This window comes from Alteribacter keqinensis (assembly GCF_003710255.1).
GTDB lineage: Bacteria > Bacillota > Bacilli > Bacillales > Salisediminibacteriaceae > Alteribacter > Alteribacter keqinensis.
On record NZ_RHIB01000001.1, the window covers coordinates 750,087 to 773,600 of the forward strand.

Consider the following 23,514-nt stretch of genomic DNA (forward strand, 5'->3'; position numbering starts at 1 on the left):
GTTTTTTTATATTTCCGGGAGTGAAGCACTATGCTCGATGAACGATTTATGAATCTTGCCCTTAATATGGCTCGTACCACAGAAGGACAAACTGCACCAAACCCCGTTGTCGGGGCAGTCATTGTTAAAAATAATCAGGTAGTTGGAATGGGGGCTCATCTAAAAGCAGGTGAACCTCATGCTGAACGGCACGCTCTGGCCATGGCGGGCCGCAAAGCAGAAGGATCAACATGTTATGTCACACTTGAACCGTGCTCCCACTATGGCCGTACACCACCGTGTGCGGATGCTTTGATTGATGCTAAAGTGGAGCGGGTTGTAATAGCAACAAGAGACCCCAACCCAAAAGTTGCCGGCAGGGGGATTGAGAAGCTTAAGGAAGCGGGTATTTTAATTACTGAAGGCGTTATGGAAAAGGAAGCACAGGCTTTAAACCGGACTTTTTTTCATTTTATTAAACACCGGCGTCCTTTTGTAACGCTTAAATCAGCAACGAGCATTGACGGTAAGATTGCCACTTCCACGGGTGAGAGCAAATGGATTACAGGACCTGAAGCCAGGCTTAATGTCCATCAGCTCAGACATGAAAACGATGGAATCCTCGTTGGGGTGAAGACGGTTATTGCAGACGATCCCCTTCTGACAACAAGGCTTCCCGGCGGCGGGAAGCATCCTGTCAGGATTGTTCTCGATCACTCTCTTAACATTCCTGTTACTGCATCGTTGGTTACAGACAGGAGTTCACCAACATGGGTAGTGACAAGCGGAAACCATAACGCACAAAAAAAAGAGGAGCTTGAATCTGCCGGGGTTCGCGTATTACCCATTAATGCTGCTTCGATTGAGATTGAAGATGTCCTTAATCTTCTTGGGGAGCTTGGTATTATGTCTCTTCTCGTTGAAGGAGGAGGACATGTGAATGACAGTTTCCTGAGATCAGGTCTGTTTGACCAGGTTGTCGTTTATCTTGCTCCTTTGATAATCGGAGGCCAAAACGCACTTTCCTCTTTTTCAGGAACAGGAATTGAACGGCTCAGTGACGGGAGCCGTTTGAAGATTAAATCAGCTGAAATGGTCGGTAAAGACCTCAAAGTAACAGCAGTGAAGGAGGAGAGATAATGTTTACGGGTATTATTGAAGAAAAAGGAACAGTACAATCCATTCGCCAAGCCGGAGAAGCGATTGTAATGAGGATCAAAGCTCCTTATATTCTGACTGATGTAAAGCTTGGAGACAGTATCGCCGTTAACGGTGTGTGTCTGACCGTTACTTCATTCGATGAGAACTCATTTTCGGTTGATCTTATGCCGGAAACAGTGAGAGCAACGAGTTTAAGAATACTGAAAAATGGCTCCACTGTAAATCTGGAGCGTGCCATGGCTGCAAACGGCCGGTTCGGCGGTCATTTTGTAACCGGGCATGTGGACGGTACCGGTACCATTTGTTCGAAACGAAAAGAATCGAACGCCGTTTATTATGAAATAGAAGTAAGTGATGAGCTTTTAAAATATATGATGCATAAAGGCTCTGTGGCCGTAGATGGTACAAGTCTTACCATTTTCGGGGTAGCCGATTCCACTTTCCTGATCTCAATTATTCCTCATACAATTGAAGAAACCATAATCGGTTCAAAGGGGCCTGGGGACATTGTTAATATTGAAACGGATATGCTCGCAAAATATATGGAACAGCTCATTTCCAGACAAATGAAGAATGATAAGCCTGATAAGATGTCCGAATCCTTTTTGAAAGAACATGGATTCTAACTAACATTAAGGACCAATGATGAAAGAGAGGTCGTAAACCATGATCGAATTTGATCGGATTGAAGAAGCAATTTATGATTTAATGCAAGGTAAAATGGTGATTGTGTGTGACGATGAAGACCGTGAAAACGAAGGAGATTTCGTTGCCCTGGCTGATAAAACAACACCGGAAGTCATTAACTTTATGATCACCCACGGCCGCGGCCTTGTATGTACACCGATAACCCAAAAAAGAGCTGAAGAGCTTGAACTCGTGCCTATGGTTGACCACAATACGGATCCTCATGGAACAGCATTCACGGTAAGTATTGATCACCAGTCTACGACAACAGGAATCTCTGCACATGAGAGGGCTGCTACGGTTCAGGCGCTAATCAAGCCGGATACGAAGGGTACAGATTTTAAAAAGCCCGGACATATCTTCCCCCTTATCGCAAAAGACGGAGGCGTTTTAAGACGTGCAGGTCATACAGAAGCTGCTGTAGATTTGGCAAGACTGTGCGGCTCTGAACCTGCGGGGGTTATCTGTGAAATTATAAAAGAAGATGGAAGTATGGCAAGGGTCCCTGATCTTCGGAAAATTGCAGATGAACACGACCTGAAAATGATAACAATTAAAGACCTGATTCAGTATCGTAACCGGAAAGACAAACTTGTGAAAAAAGAAGTTGAAATCACCATGCCTACAGAATTCGGTGAATTTAAAGCTGTAGGTTATTCAAATGTTGTTGATGGAAAAGAACACATCGCTTTAATTAAAGGGGATATTAACCCGGAAATACCAACCCTTGTGAGGGTTCATTCAGAGTGCCTTACTGGAGATGTGTTTGCATCAGAGCGTTGTGATTGCGGTCCGCAGCTTCATGCAGCCCTTGAGCAGATTGAAAAAGCCGGGGAAGGTGTACTCCTTTATATGAGGCAGGAAGGCCGTGGAATCGGACTGTTGAATAAAATGAGAGCCTATAAGCTGCAGGAAGAAGGGTTTGATACTGTAGAAGCGAATGCCAAGCTGGGTTTTGCACCTGACCTGCGCGACTATGGAATCGGAGCTCAGATTCTGCGTGATCTCGGGGTAAGTAAGATGAAGCTTTTGACGAATAACCCAAGAAAAATTACCGGTCTGAAAGGATATGACCTGGAAGTGGTTGATCGTGTTGCCCTTCAGCTGCCGCATACGAAAGCGAATGAACGCTATTTGAAAGCAAAAAAAGATAAACTTGGACATATGCTTCATTTCTAAACGATCAACGCGCAGGAAATACGGCACTGTACTTAACAAAAGACTGAATTAAAGGTTTCGGCGGATGCGGTACACCCGGGGACAACGTGTTCCGGGAAGCTCCGCATCCGCTATAAGAAAAGAAATAAAAAACAGCATCTGACAGAAGTTAATGAATTTTTTTATTGTAGATCAGACAATTAATCAGGAGGCGTTAAAATGGGAAACGTATATGAAGGACAACTCACAGCAACAGGACTTAAAGTAGGGATTATAGTAGGGAGATTCAACGAATTTATTACCGGAAAGCTCCTAAGCGGAGCCGAGGACGCATTACGAAGACACGGAATTGACGAAGCTGATGTAGATATTGCATGGGTTCCCGGTGCTTTTGAAATTCCGCTTATTGCAAAAAAAATGGCAGACTCGAAAAAATATGATGCTGTTATTACGCTGGGAACGGTTATAAGAGGGTCAACCCCGCACTTTGATTATGTGTGCTCAGAAGCGGCCAAAGGGGTATCAAGTGCTGCAATGTCAAGCGGCATCCCTGTGATTTTTGGAGTACTTACGACAGAAACGATTGAACAGGCGATTGAAAGAGCAGGAACAAAAGCAGGTAATAAAGGTTGGGAAGTAGCAGTGGCAGCGATCGAGATGGCAAATCTCACAAAAACGATCGAGGGCTAGAAAGAAGGATAAGTATGATTATTCCTTATCATCGTGATTATGAAAAAATCGCTATGGGGTTATTGTCTTATACCCCGAATGAAAAAAAAGTCAAAAAACTTCAGCATACAATGAAACAGTACGAGACTGAACAGAATTGGCAACTGTATTTTTGGAAGGAAGAAGAAGCCATCATAGGTGTTATCGGTATCGAAATCGAGGAAAACACAGCGTACCTTCATCATCTGTGCGTAAATCCGTCCTACCGGGAAGAAGGAATAGGGACAAAAATGGTTCGGGAGCTGGAAAAATATACGGGGCATAAGCTTAGTTCAACAAAATCAACCAGTTCCTTCCTGGAATCCTGCCAGAGCCAGAAAGAATAAACAACATACCCATAAAAGGAACCATACACCGGTAAGAGTGTGGTTCCTTTTCACTTTAGAGTATGGGGGAAATCAACACCTGACTTTTCTGAGTCTATTTAAAAAATTGTACTTTTTCAGTGGCCACGCGAAGGATGAGGAGGCTCACCAGCCTTCCTCCGAAAACGAAGTATTTTTCAGGAGCGATGTATTTGCACCGCATATTACTAATACCCTCTTGTCCCAGCCTCTATGTCATTTAACCACGTTCTTTTTTCTTTTCCAGCAGGCTTGTTTTACGGGCTTTAATAACATCTGTTCTGTCTCTTCTTTTATGTCTGTAGATCAGGTTTTTGTCAGTCAAATCTTCCGTGCTTCCCCACTTAACACCGCGTGCTGCACACAGGCTGATACAGTCTTTCTCAAGTTTTTGATCATTTAGTGTAAGGTTAAAGGTTTCGTAGGGCTCTTTATTGTCGATCTTTACTTCTCTTCGTTTTAACTGACCAAGAAGGGAAGGAGTATCAATGCCAAGTTTGGTATAGCGGAAAGGATCTGTTTCGATCATAGCAATCACTTTCTTTAACAGCTTTTTAGCACCTGGGTAGTTCTCCTGACGGTGATGATACATGGCTACTGCAAGCTGTATAAGAGCGAGCCATTGAGGCTGCCGGTCCTTTTTCCAGTACTCCTCCATTACTTCATGACATTCAAATAAATCACGTTCGCCTTGAAAGTAGACGAGGTATTCAATGTAGGCTTCAGGATAATTTTTCATCAGGGGACCTCCAGTGTGGTAATTACTTATACTTTATCATAATCGATGGGCATTCTTCACAGTAAAAGAACGGGCTCAGCCCTGATTTTTCAGGGCGGAACAAAGCATGGTATGGTATAATGCTACAAGAATATAAATGAAATGGTGAATAAAAAATGCAATATAGTGTGAAGTTGAATACCTTTGAAGGACCGTTGGATCTGCTTCTTCATCTGATCCAGAAAAACGACCTTGACCTGTACGATATTCCTGTTGCGAAAATTACAGACCAGTATATGAACTTTATACATACAATGCAAGTTCTCCAACTTGATATTGCAAGTGAATATCTGGTAATGGCTTCTTCCCTTCTGGAAATGAAAAGTAAACTGCTTCTGCCTCCTAAAGAGGAGGACGAGATATATGAAGAGGAGTACTATATGGAAGGTGATGACGATCCCAGGGATGATTTAATGAAGAGGCTGATTGAATACAAGCGGTATAAGGAAGCCGCAGGGGAGCTTAAGGAAAAAGAGATTGAGCGGAGTCAGCTTTTTTCGAAGCCTGCTGCAGATTTGAGCCCGCTTCTTGAAGAAGAAGAAAAAGAACCGGCAAATGTAGATGTGTCACTGTATGATATGCTAAGTGCTTTCCAAAAACTTGTAAAAAGGAAGAAAGACTCAAAACCGATCTACTCTAAAGTTCACCGTGATGAAATTCCAATTGAAAAGAGAATGACTGAAATCATTACCCGACTGGAATCAATGCGTGGAAAAACGAGCTTTTCATCTTTGTTCGATACTGATTCCCGCAGCCAGAAGGTAGTTACATTTCTTGCGGTTCTCGAACTGATGAAGTCAAAGATGATTGGCTGTACACAGGAAGGCAATTTTAATGACATTGTTGTATATCAACGAGAGGTGTTAACGATTGACGAATAGTGAAATTAAAGCAATTATTGAAGGTCTTTTGTTTGTTTCGGGGGAAGAGGGAATTGACCTTAAACAGCTCAATGAAGTTCTTCAGACAGACTCAGACGTTTTAAAAACATGTTTAGATGAAATGATAGAGGAGTTTCAGGCTAAGGAGCGGGGGATACAGGTTGTGGAACTTGGAGGAAGTTACCTCCTTACTACAAAAGCTGAACATGCATCATATTTTAAAAAACTGGTCCATTCACCAGCCACGGCTACCCTTTCCCAGGCTGCCCTTGAAACCCTTGCAATCATCGCATACAAACAACCGATATCACGTGTTGAAATTGAAGATATTAGAGGAGTGAAATCCGAACGTCCAATCCGTACCATTCAGGGCAAAGCGTTAATAAAAGAAGTGGGTAGGGCTGAAGGGACAGGCAGGGCTATTCTTTACGGCACAACAAAAGAGTTCCTTGATCAGTTTGGACTCCGCTCCCTCGATGAACTTCCACCAATGCCTACGGAAGTAGAAGAAGAGGATCCTGAGGGCGAGGCGGACCTTTTCTTTGAAAAATTTCAGGAGCAAATTGAACGGTAACTCTGGCATCATTTTGTACAGGCTACATAAGATGTAGTATTGAATGTCGAGGAGGAAGTTATGGCTGATAATCAGGTGAGAAACCAGCTATCGTTCACTGAAGAAAGACTGTCTTGGGCTTTGTTTGAAATCCGGCAGTTTCTAAACAGTGTGACACTTGAATCTCTGTGTTCAGACGGAGTGGAAAAAGCCTCTGTTGAACCACTGTTGGATGATATCAGACACCTTTTTGTATATTTTGATGAAGGATCGGATGCGAGCAGAACCATTCTTAAGTCCGGTATTTTCAGAGAAGCTGCTGCAAAAAAGACAATGTACTGGATTTTCCATAAATGTGTAGAAGCATTTTTTCAGCCCCGTCTTGACGGGTGGTACGAAGACAGCCGCGCTGCCTACAGCGGTAAAAGTTCGATCAGGTTCAGAAGTGTCCCCCCGGAGCAGGTGCGAATACTCCTGATCAAAATTGAAGGCCCGATTCAGGAAATAAGAGAAGAACTTGAATATTACGAATCAGGCTATTCAGCGAGGTAGTCCAATGGTTATAAAGAGAATGTTTCAGGAAGGTCAACCTTCTTGAGACATTCTCTTTTTTTATCTATTTCTACACGTCAATATTTTTAACAAAGGGATAGTGGGAAATCTGGACATACAAAGGTTCGCCTTCGCTAAACTCGGCGTACATAATATCCCCTAAATTAAGACCCTCCCTGGAGAAAATATCAGACAGTAAGTTTACATTCAGCCGGGTCTGATGAATATTTTTCTCTACCCATTCGCCGTCACTTATGATTGAAATCGGGAGTGAGACCTTTCCTTTGGTACCAGGGTTTAAATCTTTCATTAATACAGACTGAAAAGGTGTTTTCTTTAATACATTTACTGTTCCGTTCGGTTCTAAAATGGCGTATTCTACTTCTTTAAATGAAAATACATCTTTATCCCTGAGAAGGTGCTGCAGCTGATCGAGGTCAAGCTTGTTCTTTTTAAGCTGGTTTCTGTCTATGACTCCTTCACGTATAACAATCGAGGGCTTGCCTTCAAGTATGGAACGGGTCCCCTTCCATTTTTGAGTAATGTATTCAATGAAATAAATAAATGTTCCCCACAATCCGATGGCATATAGGACGTATTTCAGGCCGATTTCTTTATCGTAGATGGCGTTTCCTACAAGTTCACCAAGAACCAGAGCTGAAATGAAATCAAAGGGGGTAAGCTGGGTAATTTGCGTTTTCCCCAGTACTTTCGTCAATATAAGAAGGGCAAAAAAACCAATCAGCAGCTCAATGGTCAGTGAAGGAAAAGTGGTATTCAAGATCATCACCTGCCTCAAGGATTCTTATCATGATTACAATGTATATCCTTCTTATAGTAAGCAATTGATTGATTAAATACTCTAACCTTTTCCAATTATGATTTTCCCTTTGTTGAGAAAGCTATAGTTACCAGGGCAAAAATGATTAATCCTTTCAAAGTGATGTCGCTGCCCATTTTCCATATACATATTATCTCTTTGTTTCTTCATACTAAAAGTACGATGAAAGGGGTCGACGATCGTGAGTAAAAAGAAAGTTATTCTGCTGAGTCTGGTTCTTATCTTGCTGACATTCACCTCGGGCTGTGGGGGGCAGGATCAGTCAAAAGGACAGGAAAAAGAAGCTGAGGTTATGTACATTGAAGCTAAAAGTAAAGTGAATCAGGAAAAAGCGGATTCGGCTAAGCGGGAGCTTGTGAAAATGAAAGAAGTAAAGGAAGTACGTGGCGCAGCGGTAGACGATGACATTTATCTTGCCCTCACAGTTGAGGGATTCGACCGGTTGTTTTTAGACAGGATACGAAAGGATGCCCATCAAAAAATCAAAAAGAAGTATCCGGATGACAACATCCATATAACCACAGACAGAAAACTTTCTTCAGATTTAGAGAAGCTTGAGAAAAAGCTATCCAAAGATGGAGTGAAAAAGGGTGATTTAAAACAAAACCTGAAAAAAATTGAGGACGACATGAAAGGATAGAAGGGAGGCATCCGTATGGGTAAGAAAACAAAAATTCAAAAATTGACACCCGAGCAAAAAAAGTATCAGCAGACGGCACAGAAGCATGAAATAAAACGCCCGGTAATTAAAAACATTATTAAAGCTTTTTTTGTAGGGGGATTTATTTGCTGCATCGGGCAGGCGATTCAGCTTTTTTATATGTATCAATTCGATTTTAATGAGAAAACCGCAGGCAACCCCACCGTAGCTACACTCATATTTATTGCTGTCCTGTTAACCGGCTTTGGTGTTTATGACCGTTTTGCACAATTTTCAGGTGCCGGTACAGCTGTTCCTGTTACCGGCTTTGCCAACAGTATTGCCTCCGCTGCCATTGAGCATAAAACAGAAGGCTACGTTCTGGGTGTAGGCGGTAATATGTTTAAACTTGCAGGTTCGGTGATCGTTTTTGGAACCTTTGCTGCTTTTGTTATAGCTTTAATTCTTACTTTAACAGGAATAGAGGGAGGTTAAACTATGCTGGCGGGTCAACGAACATGGACGTTTGCAAATCGTCCGGTCATCGCATCAACAGGAGTCGTAGTAGGTCCATTTGAAGGAAACGGCAGGCTTTCTGATGACTATGATACCATTCATGAAGATCTATGGTGCGGTCAGGACTCCTATGAAAAAGCACAAAAGAAACTCTTTGAAGATGCTGCATTAAAAGCTCTGAGTAAAATTAACAAAAAGCCTGATGATGTTCAGTTTATTTTTGCCGGAGATTTATCAAACCAGATCACGACAACTTCATTTGCATGCAGGACATTATGTATCCCATACATAGGCTTATTCGGAGCATGCTCTACTTCGATGGAAGGGCTGGCTCTGGCAGCCTTTGTAATGAATAATGAGGGGGCAGACCTGGTCGTTACAGGTTCATCGAGTCACAATGCAGTCGTTGAGAAGACGTTCCGCTACCCAACTGAGTACGGAGCGCAAAAACCGCCTACTTCACAATGGACAGTCACAGGAGCAGGTATGGCATGCCTGACGAAATCAGGTGATGGTCCTGTTGTTACTGCTGCAACAATCGGCAAAGTTATCGATATGGGTATGAGTGATCCTTATAATATGGGAGCGGCAATGGCACCAGCTGCAGTGGATACAATTAATGCACACCTCAGTGACCTTGGTATTACAGCAGACTATTATGATCTGATCGTAACTGGTGATCTCGGGAAAATCGGCCGTTCGATTGCTCTTGATTTGTTCGAGCAGCAGGGCACACCTGTTTCTAATGAACTTTTTCAAGACTGCGGATTGCTTATTTATAAAGAGGATCAGCCTGTTTTCGCAGGTGCAAGCGGTGCGGGTTGTTCAGCAGCGGTAACTTACGGTCACCTCCTCAACCGGATGAAACGCGGAGAATTAAAGCGCATTCTCGTCGTAGCCACCGGGGCTTTGTTATCTCCACTAACGTTTCAGCAGCATGAATCCATTCCATGTGTCGCTCACGCCGTGGCTATTGAAGCAGGGGAGGTGAAAAGCCAGTGATGACATTTGTCTGGGCGTTTATTGTAGGCGGACTTATTTGCGTCATCGGCCAGATTCTGATGGATGTCGCCAAACTGACCCCGGCTCATACTATGAGTTCACTTGTAGTGGGAGGGGCAATCATGGACGGTCTTGGTTTGTATGAGCCTCTCATTGACTTTGCAGGTGCAGGAGCAACGGTACCGATTACAAGCTTTGGTAATGCTCTTGTGCACGGGGCGGTTGCAGAAGCGAATCAGCACGGCATTATCGGAATTGTGACTGGTATTTTCGAAGTTACGAGTGCGGGGATATCATCAGCAATAATATTCGGTTTTCTGGCTGCACTTATTTTTCGTCCGAAAGGTTAAATGAATGACTATAAAAACAGGGGGATATGTTAATGCCGCAAGTAAATCAGGTTAAAGCATGCCTGGCTTCATTAAAGTCGCTGGAGGCCGGGTTAAATGAATTGCAGATTCAAACCACAGATGAAGATGCTCACGATGTTTTCAGAGAAGGCGCTCTGAAGGTAAGAACGATTGCCAGAGAAGTGGAAGATCAAATACACGTACTTGAGTTAAATAAATCGAAAAACCTATCCAATTAAAAAGGGGGAATTTCTATGCCGGGATGGTTGGAAGTGACTGTAAGAACAATCAGTGCTTTAGTACTCATATTAGCTTCTGCGAAGTTGCTGGTCAGAAAAAACCTTGCCCACATGACTCAGATGGAGTTCATTATTATGGCTTTTTTCGGCGCCATGCTTGGTGTTGGAGCTGTAAATCTGTCCATTCCAATTGCCTTTCCTTTGCTTGGTTTCTTCATTGCAACATTATTCTTATTCAGTGTGCAGCTTTTAAAATTAAAAAGCAGAACGTTCAGGGTGTGGGTGCAGGCGCAGCCGGCACCGGTTATTAAGAACGGTAAAATTCTGGAAGAAGAAATGAAAAAGCAGCGGTTTACAAGTGATGACCTTGAAACCGAACTCAGAAGAAAAGGGATTTTTAATGTTCAGGATGTGGAATTCGCAATGCTCGAAGGATCAGGAGAAGTGGATGCCCTCCTTAAAAAGGACAGACAGCCTCTGACAGCTAAAGAAATGAACATTGCATTGGGGACGGTGAAAGAAGCAGAGACTGTAATCCGAGACGGTAAAATTCAGGATGAGGCGTTGAACCGTCTTGGTTTCAGCCGACGGTGGCTGGAAGAACGAATTTCAAAAAAAGGCTATTCAGTTGATAATATTTTTCTGGCACAGGCAGACAGGGACGGGGAAATTTACACTGATCTGTATGATGATCAGATCAAACAAAGACCGCAGACTGAAAAAGAAGCCTTGTTTATAACACTGAAAAAAGTGCAGGCGGAGTTGGAGACTTTTTCTCATGACACAAAAGATGTAACAGCAAAACAAATGTACACAAGGAATGCGGTAGAACTGGCTGATTTGAAAAAGAAGCTTGAAGTTTACCTTCTGATCTGAAACAGGGATGCTCTAATGATAAAAGGCAGGTCCTTCACTTCTGTACTCATTTTCCGAGATGTGGAGTTCCAGGTTGTCGTTTATGCTTGCATAAAAAACCAGGGATGTATTTTTATACCCCCTTTCTACCAGCTGCTCATGAAGCCATGAGAGAGTAAGTCCGAGATCTTCAAGAACACTCACGTACACTTTTCCTTCCAAAATCACCGGATAAGCAATGCCCGGTGATTTTTTTGTGAGGTTTAAATCCTCAATCGTCACGTTTTCCTTCTGTCCTTCCAGTTGAACAGTGAGGGCTCCATTTCCTTCTACAATAGCCAGCTTGACACTGGAGATATCAAATACGTTTTTTTCCCGTAACATCTGAAGAATGTTGTCAACGGAATATCTGAGTTTTTCAAGGTTGCCGGGTAACAGCTTGCCGTTATGGATGACAATTGTTGGTTCAAAAGTCATCCACCTTCCCACTTTACGGTTTTTTATTATCATTTGAGACGCAAAGCGCTGCAGAAGTGCAATACCGATAATGGCGACGACAGTGTGAATATGCTGGACATCCGGCTGGGCAATATCAGCCCCTGTAACTGATGCCAGTGTCATAATGACCAGGAAGTCGAACACTGGAAGAGCGCCAATCGAACGTTTACCCATAAAGAGAGTAATGGCAAGCAGCAGCGGCAGTATTGTCGCAATTCGAAAGACAACAATAAACAGTTCCTCGATTAACCCCATCAATGATCCCTCCCTGTATTAACCTCTATTTTCTTCCATTCTCAGCCATTTATACTCTCCGGTCTTTCTGCATAACCAACCCGCTCATGCATAGACTTGTACAAATGCTTTATAAGGGACGGTGTGTGATGAAAAAGCCAATAATACTTCTTATCCTTGTTATGATTATGGCATTAACGGCCATTTTGCCTGTCCGTGCAGGTGCCAATGTCTACCCGGGACAGACTTCGGCGCAGGGAGCGGTGCTGATGGAGCTTGAGAGTGGGCGGGTTTTATATGAAAAAGAAGCGCATACACAAATGAGAATTGCGAGTATAACGAAAATCATGACTGCCCTCCTTGCCATTGAATCAGGGAAGATGGACGAGATGGTCACGATTTCTTCAAGAGCAGAGGGTACTGAAGGGTCATCTCTTTACTTATATGCAGGGGAGAAGCTGCCTTTAAAGGATCTGGTTTACGGCCTTATGCTCCGGTCTGGTAATGATGCAGCGGTGGCCATTGCTGAGCATGTCGGGGGGAGCCTCGAAGGGTTTGTGTATATGATGAATGAAAAAGCACTGGAAATCGGGATGACAAATACGGTTTTTAATAATCCCCACGGTCTTGATGACCATGAAGAGCACTATTCAACAGCATATGATATGGCTGTTCTTGCCCGTTATGCAATGGAAAATAACCAGTATCGGGAAGTGTCAGGCACTAAATCCTATAAAGCATCAGAGCGGGAAAACGGCTACAGAGTTTTTAATAATAAGAACCGTCTCCTTACCCAGTTGTATCCATACTCTACAGGAGGGAAAACAGGATATACGAAAAGAGCAAAGCGGACACTTGTTTCTACTGCAGAAAAAGATGGTGTTGAACTGGTTGCTGTGACATTGAATGCCGGCAGCGACTGGCACGATCATATGAATTTATTCAACTGGGCTTTTAGCAGATTCCAAATGATGGAAATTGTAAAAGAAGGACGTTTTAATAGTATTAAAGACCCTTTTTATAAGAATAAACTTTACGCTGCTTATAATTTTGAATATCCTCTTACAGATGAGGAGGCAGATCTTGTGGAACAAAAAACAGTTCTCCTCTCTCCTGATGAGAGATGGGAGAAGACTGGTTATCCTGACCCGATAGGTTCCATCCAGATTTCCCTGAATGGGGAGAGAATCGGGGTTGTACCTCTGTCTTTTGAAACTGAAGTGGAAAATAAGCCTTCATTCTTCAAAAGGATGTGGGATGCTTTGTTTATGATCAGTGATGTGAAGGACAGTGGTTAATCTAATCTGGGTAATCCTTTTTGTTGCCGGTATTATATTCGCGGCAATTAACGGGACGATGGATCAGGTGAACAAAGCAGTTTTTGACGGTGCAAAAGAAGCGGTAGCGATCTGTATCGGATTAATGAGTGTCCTGGTTTTCTGGCTGGGGCTTATGAAGGTTGCGGAAGAAGGGGGCATTTTAAAAGGGCTCAGCAGCCTGATGGGCCCTCTTGTCAGGCGGCTTTTCCCGGAAGTCCCGAAAGATCACCCGGCTATGGGCTATATTTTATCCAACATGAGTGCAAATTTGTTCGGCCTTGGAAATGCGGCAACACCAATGGGGATAAAAGCCATGGAAGAGCTGAAGAGACTGAATGGAGGGAAAGATGAAGCGACCCGGTCCATGATTACCCTCCTTGCAATCAATACGGCAAGTATTACCCTTATTCCGACTACTGTCATTTCCATAAGATTAAATTACGGTTCGGTGTCTCCGACAGAAATTGTCGGAACAACCATCCTGGCGACAGCCTGTTCCACTGCAGGCGCCTTATTAATTGACCGGTATTTTCATTACCGGCGAACGAGAAAAAGAGGGGTGTGACCATACATGGAGTGGATAACCTATCTGTCACTATGGATCATCCCCGGGTTGATTGCTTTCATTCTGGTTGTTGCAACGATAAGAAAGGTTCCTACCTACGAAATGTTTGTTGAAGGAGCCAAGGAAGGCGTATCAATGGCGTTCTCTGTCATACCATATCTCGTTGGAATGCTTGTTGCGATCAGTGTGTTCAGGGAGTCAGGGGCGATGGATTTTTTTATCAACCTTCTAAGGCCTGCCCTCCAGGCTGTAGGAGTCCCGGCTGACATCGTTCCTTTAGCCATGATAAGGCCTTTGTCCGGTACAGGAGCACTGGGAATGACATCAGATCTGATTGCCATCCACGGACCTGATTCCTTTATCGGGAGACTTGCCTCGACAATGCAGGGAAGTACAGATACGACGTTTTATGTGCTTACGGTCTACTTCGGTGCCGTAGGGATAAGGAAAATGGGGGATGCCCTAAAGGTAGGGCTCTTGGCCGATGTAATCGGTATCCTTGCAGCGATCATTGTTGTTACCCTGGTTTTTGGATAAGAAGAGGCGTCCCGCAGTCGGCCCAACGCGGAACGGCTCTTTTTTTAGTGTTTCCCCTGAAAACACAAATAAAAGAAAGTAATAACGCTTCATAATTAGCAAGATTTGTTGAACGGAATACGCCCCCTTTACCCGGACTCACACCGAACCTCATCATCTCTGTGCCTCTGCGGGGGCTTGCCTGTCTCGAACTTATGGCCACTGAAAAATTCCATTTTCTCAGAGAAGTAAGGTGTTGATTTCAGCTAATTTCACTTAATGAATATACCTTTACGTCAGGTTCGTAAAGCTCCGCTGAAGGTCATCCGCTCACTTTCCTTGGCTGTGCCGGCACAGCCAAGGAAAGTGAAGGGCACGCAGGCTTCATCTTCTGTATTTCAAAAGAAGAGTTCGGGAAACAGCCGTATATTTTCCTTTGTTAAAGGAAGTAAACAGTACTGTATTTTAATGAAGGTTATGTTTCAGAAATGGGATGAGGCATGCAGGCAGTATCAAAACCCTGCTTCCTTTACTCCCATTCATTTAAAATGGTGTAAATAAGAAAAAAACGTTGAGACTCTCATGAAAAAAAGCTAAAATTAAGGTTTGAAACAGAAAGGGATACGCCGACAATGCTAATGAGAGACATGAACGGATTTGAAGGCTATAGAAGAGGTGGAAAAAATGGAGAGACTCCAAAAAGTAATTGCCCAGGCGGGTGTTACGTCAAGAAGAAAAGCAGAGACATTGATTGAAGAAGGAAGAGTAACAGTAAATGGTAAAATGGTAACGGAGCTGGGAACCAAAGTAGATCCCCATAATGATAAAGTGGAAGTGAACGGCGTACCGATCGACAAAGAAGAACCAGTCTATTATCTTCTGTATAAACCACAGGGAGTCTTATCGAGTGTAGAGGATCACCTTGACAGGAGAGTCGTAACAGACCTGATTGAATCAGAGAAAAGAATTTATCCCGTCGGACGGCTGGACTATGATACATCCGGTCTCATTTTACTTACGAATGACGGAGAATTTGCCAACGTACTTATGCATCCGAAATACAGAATTCAAAAGACGTATATCGCTAAAATCCGGGGCATCCCTTCAAGACAGAATCTGAAATTACTTGAACGGGGCATAAAGCTGGAAGACGGTAAAACAGCGCCGGCAAGAGTCAAACTGGTCAAAGCTAATAACCAAAAGGGAACGGCGATTGTGGAAATAACAATTCATGAAGGGAAAAACCGTCAGGTCCGCAGGATGATGGAGGCGATTGGCCACCCTGTTGAGAAGCTCAAGCGGGAGCAGTATGGTTTCTTAACATTAAGAGGACTGAATGCCGGGGAATTCCGGGAATTGAAGCCTCACGAAGTGAAAAAGTTAAGAGAACTTGCCGTCACATAATCGTCATTTTTTGATAGGTCTCTTCACTGTAAAGACTGGTGGAGTAGTGCTAATATGAAAATAGTACTCGAAATCTGTGTGAAAAATGAGGGATGAAGATGAAAAAGAGGAGACTGATCATACGTTCAGCCATCTTAGTTGTCCTCGCAACAGCCATTGGATACACCCTTTTCACCCATTTTTCTGAAGAGAGGGGACTCGTTGATGCAGGAGACACTGCACCGGACTTTGCCCTTGAAGATATGGATGGGAATCTTGTTCATTTGGACGAGCTGAAAGGAAAAGGCGTTTATCTTACATTCTGGGCAACATACTGCACATATTGCCGGGATAAAATGGAGTACCTGAAAGAATATCATGAAGAATACAAAGAAAAAGGTGTAGAAGTGGTTGCATTGAATGTTGATGAATCAACCGTTCAGGTGCAGCGCTTTCTGGACCGTCATAATGTTCCATATACCAACGTTATCGACCGGGGGATGAAAGTAAGCAACGCCTACGGTGTAAACAGTCTGCCGGCCGTTCTTTTAATTGATGAAAATGGATCTGTCATCGAACGCCAGGTTGGCGGTAAAACAGAACAGCAAGTACTCGAATCTTTGGATAAACTTGTACCTGGCAGCGAGTAGGGGGTCATCATGAATAAAGTCAAATGTGAATGCGGACATCTCAACCCTTTTGGCACATACTTGTGTGAGTCATGCGGAAAACCCCTGAAAGAGGATGGAAACCAGCTGGCTAACATGCGTTATGAAGGAGTAGCAAGACGTTCGCAGACTTACAGGAAATCGATAGTAGATAAAATCTGGAACTTTTTTTCCTCTGTTAAAGTGGGAGTTTGGATCATTGTTCTGACTTTAATCGGATCCTCGATAGGAACGATATTCCCGCAGGAAATGTTTATTCCACCCGGGCGACCGGCTTCCGTTTATTACTACGAGGAATATGGTACACTGGGGCAGCTTTTCTATCAGCTTGGCTTTCATAATCTTTACAGTTCATGGTGGTATATGCTCCTTGTGGCTGCCCTCGGTGTTTCGCTGGTTATTGCGAGTATTGACAGGTTTGTACCGCTGTACAGAGCGTTGAAAACCCAGAGGGTAACAAGACACCCGGGCTTTATGAAGCGTCAGCGTCTGTTTAAAAACACTGATCAGGTTTCAGAACCTGGTGTAAAGATAAAAAAAGCCTCTGACATACTTAAGAAACGTAAATATAACGTTCGGGAAGAAAACGGAAATCTCCTTGCAGAGAAAGGCCGTTTCTCAAGGTGGGGTCCGTACGTAAACCATATCGGTCTTATCATCTTTTTAATTGGTGCTATGCTTCGCCTGTTTCCCCAAATGTACCTTGAAGATCACATCTGGGTAAGAGAAGGCCAGGAAGTTGAAGTCCGGGGAACAGGAGGAGAATATTCGGTCCGAAACGATAATTTTCTGATCGAGTTTTATGATCAGGAGGACGAGCGTTTCCGGGAAGGTCTTGAACGTTCAGGAAGTGACGTAGTCAAAACCTACCAGACGACAGCAACCCTTTTCAGACAATCGTCGGAAACAATCGGTGCAGGAGAAAAAGAAGAGGTCAAACAGCATCAGATCCGGGTAAACGATCCGATGACGTTTGAAGGATTCTCATTATACCAGGTTGATTATAAGCTTAACGAACTGGCGGAATTCACGTTTGCCCTTGAAGAAATCGATGGTGATTCAGAAGGGCTTGAAGATGTCACATTTGATGTGAACCTTTACGATCCGGAATCATCCTATGAGTTTGATAACGGATACCGTGTTGAAATTTATGATTACTTTCCTAATTTTACATTTAACGATGACGGTGAACCTTCCACTTTAAACCGTATACCGGACAACCCGAGGTTTATCTTTGAAGTATTTGAACCGGGTGAAGAAGAGGGAGAGCTCAGTTTTGTTGGGATACAATTAAACGAAGCACTTGACCCGGATAATGAATACCGTCTTCGAATGGTGGACTTCGATACGAACAATGTAAGTGCACTTGCAGTCAGACGGGATCGTACCCTTCCTATTTTAATCCTTGGGGGAGTTATCTTTATGATTGGACTCGTTCAAGGTTCCTACTGGCACCACCGGCGCATGTGGATCCAAGAGCGGGATGGAGAGCTTTGGGTCGCAGGTCATGCGAATAAGAACTGGAATGCATTGAAAAAAGACTTTGAGTACCTGTCTGAAAAAACAGGTATTCCGGTACCGGATGACCAGACCGATGAAAAGGAAGAGGAAGCAGGTACCGATGAAGGAGTGAGAGAAGACGATGGCCCAGCTAAGTAGTAATTTACTTTTAATTTCATTTTTCCTGTACTTTCTTGCGACTGTACTTTTTGCCGTATCTGTTACAGGACGCCGCTTTAAAGATAAAGCAGGGAACGAAAAAAACCGCCTCGGCACATATGGATACATTTCATCTGTATTAGCCTTTGCCCTTGCAATCGGCTACTTCATAACAAGGTGGATCGCCGGGGGACATGCTCCTGTAAGTAACATGTTTGAATACACGACATTTCTTGGAATCATGATGAGTCTCGGGTTTGTTATTATTTATCCAATGTACAAAAGCCGGGTTCTCGGATTGTTTACGATGCCAGTTGTAATGCTCATCATTGCCTATGCATCTGTTTTCCCGACTGAAATTCAGCCGCTCATTCCGGCTCTTCAGTCAAACTGGTTGAAAATCCATGTTATTACAACTGCTCTCGGACAGGGGATTCTCGCTGTTGGTTTTGCAGCTGGTCTTGTGTATCTTGTGAGAGTCACCGACTTTAAACAAAAGTCCAGAAAAGTAACGGCATTGGAACTTGTGTTTTTCGGACTTTTATGCTTTGCGGGCCATGTTCTTCTGAGTATGGGCTTTGGCGCTGCAAACTACGAAGCAGACTTTGTATATGTAAACGAGTTTGCCCAGGAAGACGAGATCACTTACCAGCTTCCGGCTCTTATTGGTCCTAATGAAGGAACACTGATGACAGAAAACCGGTTCAGTCCTCTCATTAATGCACCGGATTTTATCGTACCCGATGATTTGAATGCCGTTATCTGGGCATTTATCTCAGGTACTGTTCTGTATTGGCTCCTGCGCCTTGTTATGAGAAAGCCAATAGGCGGCGCTCTGCAGCCCCTCGTCAGAGGAGTTAATCCACAAAGTGCTGATGAGCTCAGTTACCGGGCGATTGCGATTGGTTTTCCGATCTTTACTCTCGGAGGACTCATTTTCGCTATGATCTGGGCACAAATCGCCTGGACCCGATTCTGGGGCTGGGATCCGAAAGAAGTATGGGCATTAATTACATTTTTGTTTTACGCCGCATACTTACACTTACGGCTTTCAAGAGGCTGGCACGGTGAAAAGAGTGCATGGCTCTGTGTTATCGGGTTTGCGATCATTATGTTTAACCTGATTTTCGTTAACTTGGTTATTGCAGGATTGCACTCATATGCAGGGTTATAGGAATTGTTAGCAGCGTGTCTTGATTGAATGGACCGGTACGATGCTTGTCACACGAAGCCATTAATACAGGCCTTTGACGGGGTCTTCAAATGGCGTTTTATAGCCCGCTACTCGCCCGACACGGGAACCCAACTCGTGCAGGGATTTCAAAAGAGGGTAGCGGCTCCGCTCATTGCTTCCAGAGGGCGATTCATAAGGTAGTGCTATACCTTATGAATCGCCCTCTTTTTTCACTAATTGGACACATATGTTTTTGAACGGAATGTGACGAGTTGGATTAAGAAATGATAAACTAAAGGTATTGTTAAGATTTTGGGTGCGCACAGGGGGTAACATAGATGAATGCTGAAGCGAAACTGTTAGTGGTAGACGATGAAGAACGGATCCGCAGGCTTTTAAAAATGTATCTTGAACGTGAAAACTACGAAGTAAGAGATGCTGAAAATGGTGAAAAAGCTTTAGATATGGCTCTGAAAGAAGATTTTGACCTTATTCTGCTGGATTTGATGATGCCCGGGATTGACGGGATTGAAGTTTGTGAAGAGTTGCGAAAGCATAAAGCGACTCCTGTTATCATGCTCACGGCTAAAGGAGAAGAAGCAAACCGTGTTCAAGGCTTTGAAGCAGGAACTGATGATTATATTGTTAAGCCGTTCAGTCCGAGGGAAGTCGTTCTCCGGGTAAAGGCATTGCTTAGAAGGGCCTCAACAACCAAGTTTCTTCATACGGAAACACAGGCAAAGGATATTCTTGTTTTTCCTCACCTGACTATTGATAATGATGCTCATAAAGTTCTTGCCGGAGGGGAAGAGATTAACCTTACCCCGAAAGAATATGAACTTCTTCATTACCTGGCACAGGCACCTGATAAAGTATTTGCACGGGAGGATTTACTGAAGGATGTCTGGAACTATGAATTTTTCGGAGACCTGCGAACTGTGGATACCCATATTAAAAGGCTCAGGGAAAAATTAAACAAGGTTTCACCTGAAGCAGCGCATATGATCGCGACTGTGTGGGGGATCGGTTATAAATTTGAGGCGGGCAAGTAATGATGTTATGGAGAAGTGTAGTAGGAAAGTTATGGGCGACGATCTTACTTCTTGTAAGCGTCGTCCTTTTAGTCCTTACCGTCCTTTTGCTTCAATACTTTGAACGGTTTCACTCTGAACAGGCAGAAGAGCAGTTATTAAACCATGCATCCCTTATTGCGAGTCTGTTAGAAGATGAGCATACAGATGAAGCCGCTATCGCCATGTCAAGAAAAATTGCAGAAACATACTCTACTCGTGCTGTTATTGTAATGGATGAAGAGGAGTACTGGTATTCTTCTGACAATACACGTGGTGAGCTTCCTGTTGATTTATTTTATGAAGACCCAAGGCTTTCACAGGTCATGGAAAATCAGGAAGTTGTTGTCCAGCGGGGGGATTACGAACTTAATCTCAGGAATGGTGATCATCAGGAACTTCTGATTGTCGGTCTCCCCGTTAATCATAGTGCACAGACTGGTGCTGTCTATATGTATATGCCGCTTGATATTGTGAATGAAGCTTCAGTACAGACGAAGCAGATTATTCTTCTCAGTGCAGCAGTTGCCATTATACTGACAACAGTTTTTGCATTTTTCCTTACGACAAGAATTACAGCTCCTCTAAGAAAAATGCGGAGGGCGTCTCTTGAAGTGGCGAAGGGAAATTTCAACACTAAAATTCCGATCCGTTCCAATGATGAGATCGGACTGTTAAGCATGGCATTTAACCGAATGGCCCGTGCCCTTAACACTAACCTGGATATGCTTAACCGGGAGAAAGAACAACTCTCAAGAATATTAAGCTCCATGGCAGATGGTGTGATTACCCTCGACAGACGGGGTGAAATGAGCATAATGAACCCACCGGCTGAAGCATTCGTAAAAGCATGGACATACGAGAATAATCACGAATCTGAAATCTTTGTCCTTCCCGAAGAAATTAAACACTTGTTTAAACAGGTAACGGAAAAAGGACAGGAACAGATGGTGGAAGTGGATGTTCAGGGAAGAAGCTGGGTGATTTTGATGACCCCTTTGTATGATCAGGAAAATATCCGCGGTGCCGTTGCCGTCCTCCGTGATATGACTGACGAAAGAACCCACGACAAGCTGAGAAAAGATTTTATCGCTAATGTCTCACATGAACTCAGAACTCCAATTTCCATGCTTCAAGGATACAGTGAAGCGATCATTGACGATGTTGCAGGTTCTGAAGAAGAGAAAAAGGAACTGGCGCAGATTATCTATGATGAATCATTACGTATGGGCAGACTGGTAAATGAGCTTCTTGATCTTGCGAGGATGGAAGCGGGACACATCAGCCTGAATCTTGAACGGGTGAATACAAGAGAATTTTCAGAGAGGGTTGTAAGGAAGTTCAGCGGAATTGCGAAAGAACATGATGTTCTTATAGTAGAAGACATCGAAGCAACAGTTAATTCACTCTTAATGGATCCAGACCGAATCGAGCAGGTTCTTACAAATCTTATCGATAATGCGATTCGCCATACCCCTGAAAACGGACAAGTCACGTTGTGCGTGACCAATGTGGAAGGCGGGGTCAAAATGGATGTGATTGATACCGGAAGCGGAATACCGGAAGAAGACCTTCCCTTTGTTTTTGAACGGTTTTACAAAGCAGACAAAGCGCGTACCCGCGGCCGGTCGGGGACAGGTCTGGGCCTTGCCATCGTAAAAAACATTGTCCATGCTCATAAAGGCCGTGTTTCTGTTCACAGTAAGTTGAAAGAAGGAACAACATTTACGGTGTTTTTACCGGATGGAAAAGAATAAAAACAAGAGCGCAAGTGCCTTGATATCACCAGGGATAAAGAAAACTGGCTTATCGCCAGTCTTAGCGAAAGCCTTAGTTGCCCTTGTGCTTTAGTGCAAGCATTTGAGGGAGGCCGTCAGATTAAAGCCGCTAACCAGGCTTCAGCTACGAGCTTAACCTCCCTGTTCAATGTCAAGTTGCTTCGACGCATAAACTTCGCGGCTATAGAAACGAGGAAGAAGCAGGGGATGAAATGACCTCGAGCTCGCAGGCGTTGGAGCTGGACGTGGAAAAGTTTCATCATAAAGTTAGACGCATTTCAGGAGATTTATTAATTCCAGAACAATGGGAAAAGCCCAAAGGCAGGATTTAACCTTTGGGCTTTTGTGTTTTTATAAGAGAGGAAGATAATTCAAAGATCTTTACGGACTTCTCTTACAACATGGCCAATCTCGGGAATAATCAGGCTTTCCATTGCGAGCTTTACGGCACCTGAACTGCCGGGTGTTGAGAAGATAACTGTTTTCCCTCTCACTCCGGCAATCGCCCGGCTGAGCATGGCTGCTGAGCCGATATCTTTCTCATAGCTCAAATACCTGAACAGTTCACCAAATCCGGGGATCGTCTTGTCAAGCATTCTTTCAACTGCTTCATATGTAATATCTCTCAATGCCAGACCCGTACCGCCGTTAATGAGTAGCGCGTCAACACGTTCATCGAGCTGGGCTGCCAGTACACCTTTTTGAATAGCAGTAAAATCATCTTCTACAATTCTGTGATCAAGCACTGCGTGACCGTTTTCCTCAAGGTATGACTTCATAAGCCTGCCGCTTTTGTCTGTTTCCATTGTTCTCGTATCTGAAACAGTCAGAACAATACAGTTAATGTGACGAGGTGCCTGTTTCTTGTGTTCATGAACACTCATGAGTGTGAACCTCCTTCTATAACTATTCCAGAAAGGTGTATATCATATAGGTTTCTCCAAAGGACAGACAGTACCTCCTTATATCAAAAGATATCAGATTTTTAATGACGAAACGAAACGAACGTGTGTATAATAGAGGAGTAAATACATCAAAAACATACGTTCTGCTGCTTTAAGGTCGTGCCGCTTACGGCACGTTAAAAGGGAAGACCGGTGAAAATCCGGCACGGTCCCGCCACTGTAAGCACATTGATTGTTTTCATAGCTGTAAGGCTATTGGGAGACTAACTCCATTCCACTGCCATCCGGCGGGAAGGAAGAAAACAGCCATATATGTGCGAGTCAGGAGACCTGCCTTAAAGTTTACGTACCTTCGGGAAAAAGGTAAAGCGGTGATTACTTGTTCAACATTGTTGAATTTAGTTTTCATATGCAAAACAACTGCCTTTTGTTCACAGGCAGTTTTTTTATTTTCTCTAAAATCCCGGTGAGATTTGTTTA

Annotated in this window: 27 protein-coding genes and 1 riboswitch; of the genes, 23 read left to right on the top strand and 4 right to left on the bottom strand. The window is 43.6% G+C overall.

Going from position 1 to position 23,514, the window contains the following annotated elements; all coding sequences use genetic code 11:
• The first annotated feature begins 30 nt into the window (after positions 1-30).
• From ribD to EBO34_RS03740, 5 genes are all read left to right on the top strand, one after another.
• Positions 31-1,119 carry a bifunctional diaminohydroxyphosphoribosylaminopyrimidine deaminase/5-amino-6-(5-phosphoribosylamino)uracil reductase RibD gene (gene ribD / locus EBO34_RS03720; protein WP_122896595.1) on the top strand — a complete coding sequence of 363 codons (1,089 nt, stop codon included), beginning with the start codon at positions 31-33 and terminating at the stop codon, positions 1,117-1,119.
• Positions 1,119-1,766, top strand: a complete 648-nt coding sequence (gene ribE / locus EBO34_RS03725) for a riboflavin synthase (RefSeq protein ID WP_122896596.1) — start codon at positions 1,119-1,121, stop codon at positions 1,764-1,766. Before ribD ends, ribE begins: the two co-directional genes overlap by 1 nt.
• 40 nt (positions 1,767-1,806) lie before the next feature.
• A complete protein-coding gene (locus EBO34_RS03730) occupies positions 1,807-3,006 on the top strand; it encodes a bifunctional 3,4-dihydroxy-2-butanone-4-phosphate synthase/GTP cyclohydrolase II (RefSeq protein ID WP_122896597.1) in 1,200 nt (399 codons plus the stop codon).
• 198 nt (positions 3,007-3,204) lie between these two features.
• Positions 3,205-3,675, top strand: coding sequence for a 6,7-dimethyl-8-ribityllumazine synthase (gene ribH, locus EBO34_RS03735; protein ID WP_122896598.1), 471 nt, complete (start codon positions 3,205-3,207; stop codon positions 3,673-3,675).
• A gap of 14 nt (positions 3,676-3,689) precedes the next feature.
• Positions 3,690-4,040 (top strand): GNAT family N-acetyltransferase, encoded by a 351-nt coding sequence (locus EBO34_RS03740; protein ID WP_122896599.1) that lies wholly within the window; start codon positions 3,690-3,692, stop codon positions 4,038-4,040.
• A gap of 238 nt (positions 4,041-4,278) precedes the next feature.
• Here the strand turns inward: EBO34_RS03740 and EBO34_RS03745 are convergent, their stop codons facing one another.
• Entirely contained in the window at positions 4,279-4,797 is a 519-nt protein-coding gene (locus EBO34_RS03745) for a DUF309 domain-containing protein (RefSeq protein WP_122896600.1), read from the bottom strand.
• 155 nt (positions 4,798-4,952) lie between these two features.
• Between EBO34_RS03745 and EBO34_RS03750 the strand changes: the two genes are divergently transcribed.
• The 3 genes from EBO34_RS03750 to EBO34_RS03760 are packed head-to-tail and all read left to right on the top strand — an operon-like array spanning position 4,953 to position 6,822.
• Positions 4,953-5,717, top strand: coding sequence for a segregation/condensation protein A (locus tag EBO34_RS03750; RefSeq protein ID WP_122896601.1), 765 nt, complete (start codon positions 4,953-4,955; stop codon positions 5,715-5,717).
• Positions 5,707-6,291 (top strand): SMC-Scp complex subunit ScpB, encoded by a 585-nt coding sequence (scpB, locus tag EBO34_RS03755; RefSeq protein WP_122896602.1) that lies wholly within the window; start codon positions 5,707-5,709, stop codon positions 6,289-6,291. Before EBO34_RS03750 ends, scpB begins: the two co-directional genes overlap by 11 nt.
• Before the next feature lie 60 nt (positions 6,292-6,351).
• On the top strand, positions 6,352-6,822 hold the full coding sequence (locus tag EBO34_RS03760; RefSeq protein WP_122896603.1) for a DUF3907 family protein: 471 nt from the start codon (positions 6,352-6,354) through the stop codon (positions 6,820-6,822).
• 70 nt (positions 6,823-6,892) lie between these two features.
• Here the strand turns inward: EBO34_RS03760 and EBO34_RS03765 are convergent, their stop codons facing one another.
• On the bottom strand, positions 6,893-7,609 hold the full coding sequence (locus EBO34_RS03765) for a DUF421 domain-containing protein (RefSeq protein ID WP_346725793.1): 717 nt from the start codon (positions 7,607-7,609) through the stop codon (positions 6,893-6,895).
• 235 nt (positions 7,610-7,844) lie between these two features.
• Here EBO34_RS03765 and EBO34_RS03770 point away from each other — a divergent pair, with 235 nt between their 5' ends.
• The 6 genes from EBO34_RS03770 to EBO34_RS03795 are packed head-to-tail and all read left to right on the top strand — an operon-like array spanning position 7,845 to position 11,286.
• Positions 7,845-8,303, top strand: a complete 459-nt coding sequence (locus EBO34_RS03770) for a YhcN/YlaJ family sporulation lipoprotein (RefSeq protein WP_122896604.1) — start codon at positions 7,845-7,847, stop codon at positions 8,301-8,303.
• Between the two features lie 15 nt (positions 8,304-8,318).
• Complete coding sequence (gene spoVAC / locus EBO34_RS03775) at positions 8,319-8,798, top strand: stage V sporulation protein AC (RefSeq protein WP_122896605.1); 480 nt, start codon at positions 8,319-8,321, stop codon at positions 8,796-8,798.
• 3 nt (positions 8,799-8,801) lie between these two features.
• Positions 8,802-9,821, top strand: a complete 1,020-nt coding sequence (gene spoVAD / locus EBO34_RS03780; RefSeq protein WP_122896606.1) for a stage V sporulation protein AD — start codon at positions 8,802-8,804, stop codon at positions 9,819-9,821.
• Positions 9,821-10,171 (top strand): stage V sporulation protein AE, encoded by a 351-nt coding sequence (gene spoVAE, locus EBO34_RS03785; protein ID WP_122898504.1) that lies wholly within the window; start codon positions 9,821-9,823, stop codon positions 10,169-10,171. Before spoVAD ends, spoVAE begins: the two co-directional genes overlap by 1 nt.
• Before the next feature lie 32 nt (positions 10,172-10,203).
• A complete protein-coding gene (locus EBO34_RS03790) occupies positions 10,204-10,410 on the top strand; it encodes a DUF1657 domain-containing protein (RefSeq protein WP_183163692.1) in 207 nt (68 codons plus the stop codon).
• A gap of 15 nt (positions 10,411-10,425) precedes the next feature.
• The gene (locus tag EBO34_RS03795; RefSeq protein ID WP_122896608.1) at positions 10,426-11,286 is read left to right on the top strand and encodes a DUF421 domain-containing protein; all 861 of its coding nucleotides are present in this window, start codon (positions 10,426-10,428) and stop codon (positions 11,284-11,286) included.
• Positions 11,287-11,298: 12 nt separating this feature from the next.
• Here EBO34_RS03795 and EBO34_RS03800 read toward each other — a convergent pair whose 3' ends face one another.
• On the bottom strand, positions 11,299-12,018 hold the full coding sequence (locus EBO34_RS03800; RefSeq protein WP_122896609.1) for a DUF421 domain-containing protein: 720 nt from the start codon (positions 12,016-12,018) through the stop codon (positions 11,299-11,301).
• Between the two features lie 128 nt (positions 12,019-12,146).
• On the opposite strand from EBO34_RS03800, the gene EBO34_RS03805 reads away from it, so the two are divergent.
• From EBO34_RS03805 to EBO34_RS03850, 9 genes are all read left to right on the top strand, one after another.
• Positions 12,147-13,295 (top strand): D-alanyl-D-alanine carboxypeptidase family protein, encoded by a 1,149-nt coding sequence (locus EBO34_RS03805; protein ID WP_122896610.1) that lies wholly within the window; start codon positions 12,147-12,149, stop codon positions 13,293-13,295.
• Positions 13,288-13,881, top strand: a complete 594-nt coding sequence (locus EBO34_RS03810; protein WP_122896611.1) for a nucleoside recognition domain-containing protein — start codon at positions 13,288-13,290, stop codon at positions 13,879-13,881. The genes EBO34_RS03805 and EBO34_RS03810 overlap by 8 nt, the downstream gene beginning before the upstream one ends.
• Before the next feature lie 6 nt (positions 13,882-13,887).
• Positions 13,888-14,418, top strand: coding sequence for a spore maturation protein (locus tag EBO34_RS03815; RefSeq protein WP_122896612.1), 531 nt, complete (start codon positions 13,888-13,890; stop codon positions 14,416-14,418).
• 663 nt (positions 14,419-15,081) lie between these two features.
• Positions 15,082-15,801: a pseudouridine synthase gene (locus EBO34_RS03825; RefSeq protein ID WP_122896614.1), complete on the top strand. Its 720-nt coding sequence runs from the start codon at positions 15,082-15,084 to the stop codon at positions 15,799-15,801.
• 98 nt (positions 15,802-15,899) lie between these two features.
• Positions 15,900-16,430, top strand: a complete 531-nt coding sequence (gene resA / locus EBO34_RS03830; protein ID WP_122896615.1) for a thiol-disulfide oxidoreductase ResA — start codon at positions 15,900-15,902, stop codon at positions 16,428-16,430.
• A 9-nt stretch (positions 16,431-16,439) separates the two neighbouring features.
• A complete protein-coding gene (gene resB, locus EBO34_RS03835; protein ID WP_122896616.1) occupies positions 16,440-18,107 on the top strand; it encodes a cytochrome c biogenesis protein ResB in 1,668 nt (555 codons plus the stop codon).
• Positions 18,091-19,281 (top strand): cytochrome c biogenesis protein CcsA, encoded by a 1,191-nt coding sequence (ccsA, locus tag EBO34_RS03840; RefSeq protein ID WP_122896617.1) that lies wholly within the window; start codon positions 18,091-18,093, stop codon positions 19,279-19,281. Before resB ends, ccsA begins: the two co-directional genes overlap by 17 nt.
• A 338-nt stretch (positions 19,282-19,619) precedes the next feature.
• Entirely contained in the window at positions 19,620-20,333 is a 714-nt protein-coding gene (locus tag EBO34_RS03845) for a response regulator transcription factor (RefSeq protein WP_122896618.1), read from the top strand.
• Positions 20,333-22,108 carry an ATP-binding protein gene (locus EBO34_RS03850; protein WP_122896619.1) on the top strand — a complete coding sequence of 592 codons (1,776 nt, stop codon included), beginning with the start codon at positions 20,333-20,335 and terminating at the stop codon, positions 22,106-22,108. The genes EBO34_RS03845 and EBO34_RS03850 overlap by 1 nt, the downstream gene beginning before the upstream one ends.
• Before the next feature lie 392 nt (positions 22,109-22,500).
• On the opposite strand, the gene EBO34_RS03855 is transcribed toward EBO34_RS03850, so the two are convergent.
• Positions 22,501-23,013 carry a MogA/MoaB family molybdenum cofactor biosynthesis protein gene (locus tag EBO34_RS03855; RefSeq protein WP_122896620.1) on the bottom strand — a complete coding sequence of 171 codons (513 nt, stop codon included), beginning with the start codon at positions 23,011-23,013 and terminating at the stop codon, positions 22,501-22,503.
• 158 nt (positions 23,014-23,171) lie between these two features.
• Positions 23,172-23,386, top strand: a riboswitch (cobalamin riboswitch).
• The last annotated feature ends 128 nt before the right edge of the window (positions 23,387-23,514 follow it).

What these genes read in the sequence shown, in the direction of transcription:
- EBO34_RS03765 (WP_346725793.1), bottom strand. Translation starts at nt 7,609, where the DNA reads ATGATCTTGAATACCACTTTTCCTTCACTGACCATTGAGCTGCTGATT.
- ribH (WP_122896598.1), top strand. Translation starts at nt 3,205, where the DNA reads ATGGGAAACGTATATGAAGGACAACTCACAGCAACAGGACTTAAAGTA.
- EBO34_RS03825 (WP_122896614.1), top strand. Translation starts at nt 15,082, where the DNA reads ATGGAGAGACTCCAAAAAGTAATTGCCCAGGCGGGTGTTACGTCAAGA.
- EBO34_RS03855 (WP_122896620.1), bottom strand. Translation starts at nt 23,013, where the DNA reads ATGAGTGTTCATGAACACAAGAAACAGGCACCTCGTCACATTAACTGT.
- EBO34_RS03795 (WP_122896608.1), top strand. Translation starts at nt 10,426, where the DNA reads ATGCCGGGATGGTTGGAAGTGACTGTAAGAACAATCAGTGCTTTAGTA.
- EBO34_RS03805 (WP_122896610.1), top strand. Translation starts at nt 12,147, where the DNA reads ATGAAAAAGCCAATAATACTTCTTATCCTTGTTATGATTATGGCATTA.
- EBO34_RS03740 (WP_122896599.1), top strand. Translation starts at nt 3,690, where the DNA reads ATGATTATTCCTTATCATCGTGATTATGAAAAAATCGCTATGGGGTTA.
- resB (WP_122896616.1), top strand. Translation starts at nt 16,440, where the DNA reads ATGAATAAAGTCAAATGTGAATGCGGACATCTCAACCCTTTTGGCACA.
- EBO34_RS03730 (WP_122896597.1), top strand. Translation starts at nt 1,807, where the DNA reads ATGATCGAATTTGATCGGATTGAAGAAGCAATTTATGATTTAATGCAA.
- EBO34_RS03760 (WP_122896603.1), top strand. Translation starts at nt 6,352, where the DNA reads ATGGCTGATAATCAGGTGAGAAACCAGCTATCGTTCACTGAAGAAAGA.
- EBO34_RS03815 (WP_122896612.1), top strand. Translation starts at nt 13,888, where the DNA reads ATGGAGTGGATAACCTATCTGTCACTATGGATCATCCCCGGGTTGATT.
- ribE (WP_122896596.1), top strand. Translation starts at nt 1,119, where the DNA reads ATGTTTACGGGTATTATTGAAGAAAAAGGAACAGTACAATCCATTCGC.
- spoVAE (WP_122898504.1), top strand. Translation starts at nt 9,821, where the DNA reads ATGACATTTGTCTGGGCGTTTATTGTAGGCGGACTTATTTGCGTCATC.
- EBO34_RS03850 (WP_122896619.1), top strand. Translation starts at nt 20,333, where the DNA reads ATGATGTTATGGAGAAGTGTAGTAGGAAAGTTATGGGCGACGATCTTA.
- ribD (WP_122896595.1), top strand. Translation starts at nt 31, where the DNA reads ATGCTCGATGAACGATTTATGAATCTTGCCCTTAATATGGCTCGTACC.
- spoVAD (WP_122896606.1), top strand. Translation starts at nt 8,802, where the DNA reads ATGCTGGCGGGTCAACGAACATGGACGTTTGCAAATCGTCCGGTCATC.
- EBO34_RS03845 (WP_122896618.1), top strand. Translation starts at nt 19,620, where the DNA reads ATGAATGCTGAAGCGAAACTGTTAGTGGTAGACGATGAAGAACGGATC.
- spoVAC (WP_122896605.1), top strand. Translation starts at nt 8,319, where the DNA reads ATGGGTAAGAAAACAAAAATTCAAAAATTGACACCCGAGCAAAAAAAG.
- EBO34_RS03750 (WP_122896601.1), top strand. Translation starts at nt 4,953, where the DNA reads ATGCAATATAGTGTGAAGTTGAATACCTTTGAAGGACCGTTGGATCTG.
- EBO34_RS03790 (WP_183163692.1), top strand. Translation starts at nt 10,204, where the DNA reads ATGCCGCAAGTAAATCAGGTTAAAGCATGCCTGGCTTCATTAAAGTCG.
- EBO34_RS03800 (WP_122896609.1), bottom strand. Translation starts at nt 12,018, where the DNA reads ATGGGGTTAATCGAGGAACTGTTTATTGTTGTCTTTCGAATTGCGACA.
- resA (WP_122896615.1), top strand. Translation starts at nt 15,900, where the DNA reads ATGAAAAAGAGGAGACTGATCATACGTTCAGCCATCTTAGTTGTCCTC.
- ccsA (WP_122896617.1), top strand. Translation starts at nt 18,091, where the DNA reads ATGGCCCAGCTAAGTAGTAATTTACTTTTAATTTCATTTTTCCTGTAC.
- EBO34_RS03745 (WP_122896600.1), bottom strand. Translation starts at nt 4,797, where the DNA reads ATGAAAAATTATCCTGAAGCCTACATTGAATACCTCGTCTACTTTCAA.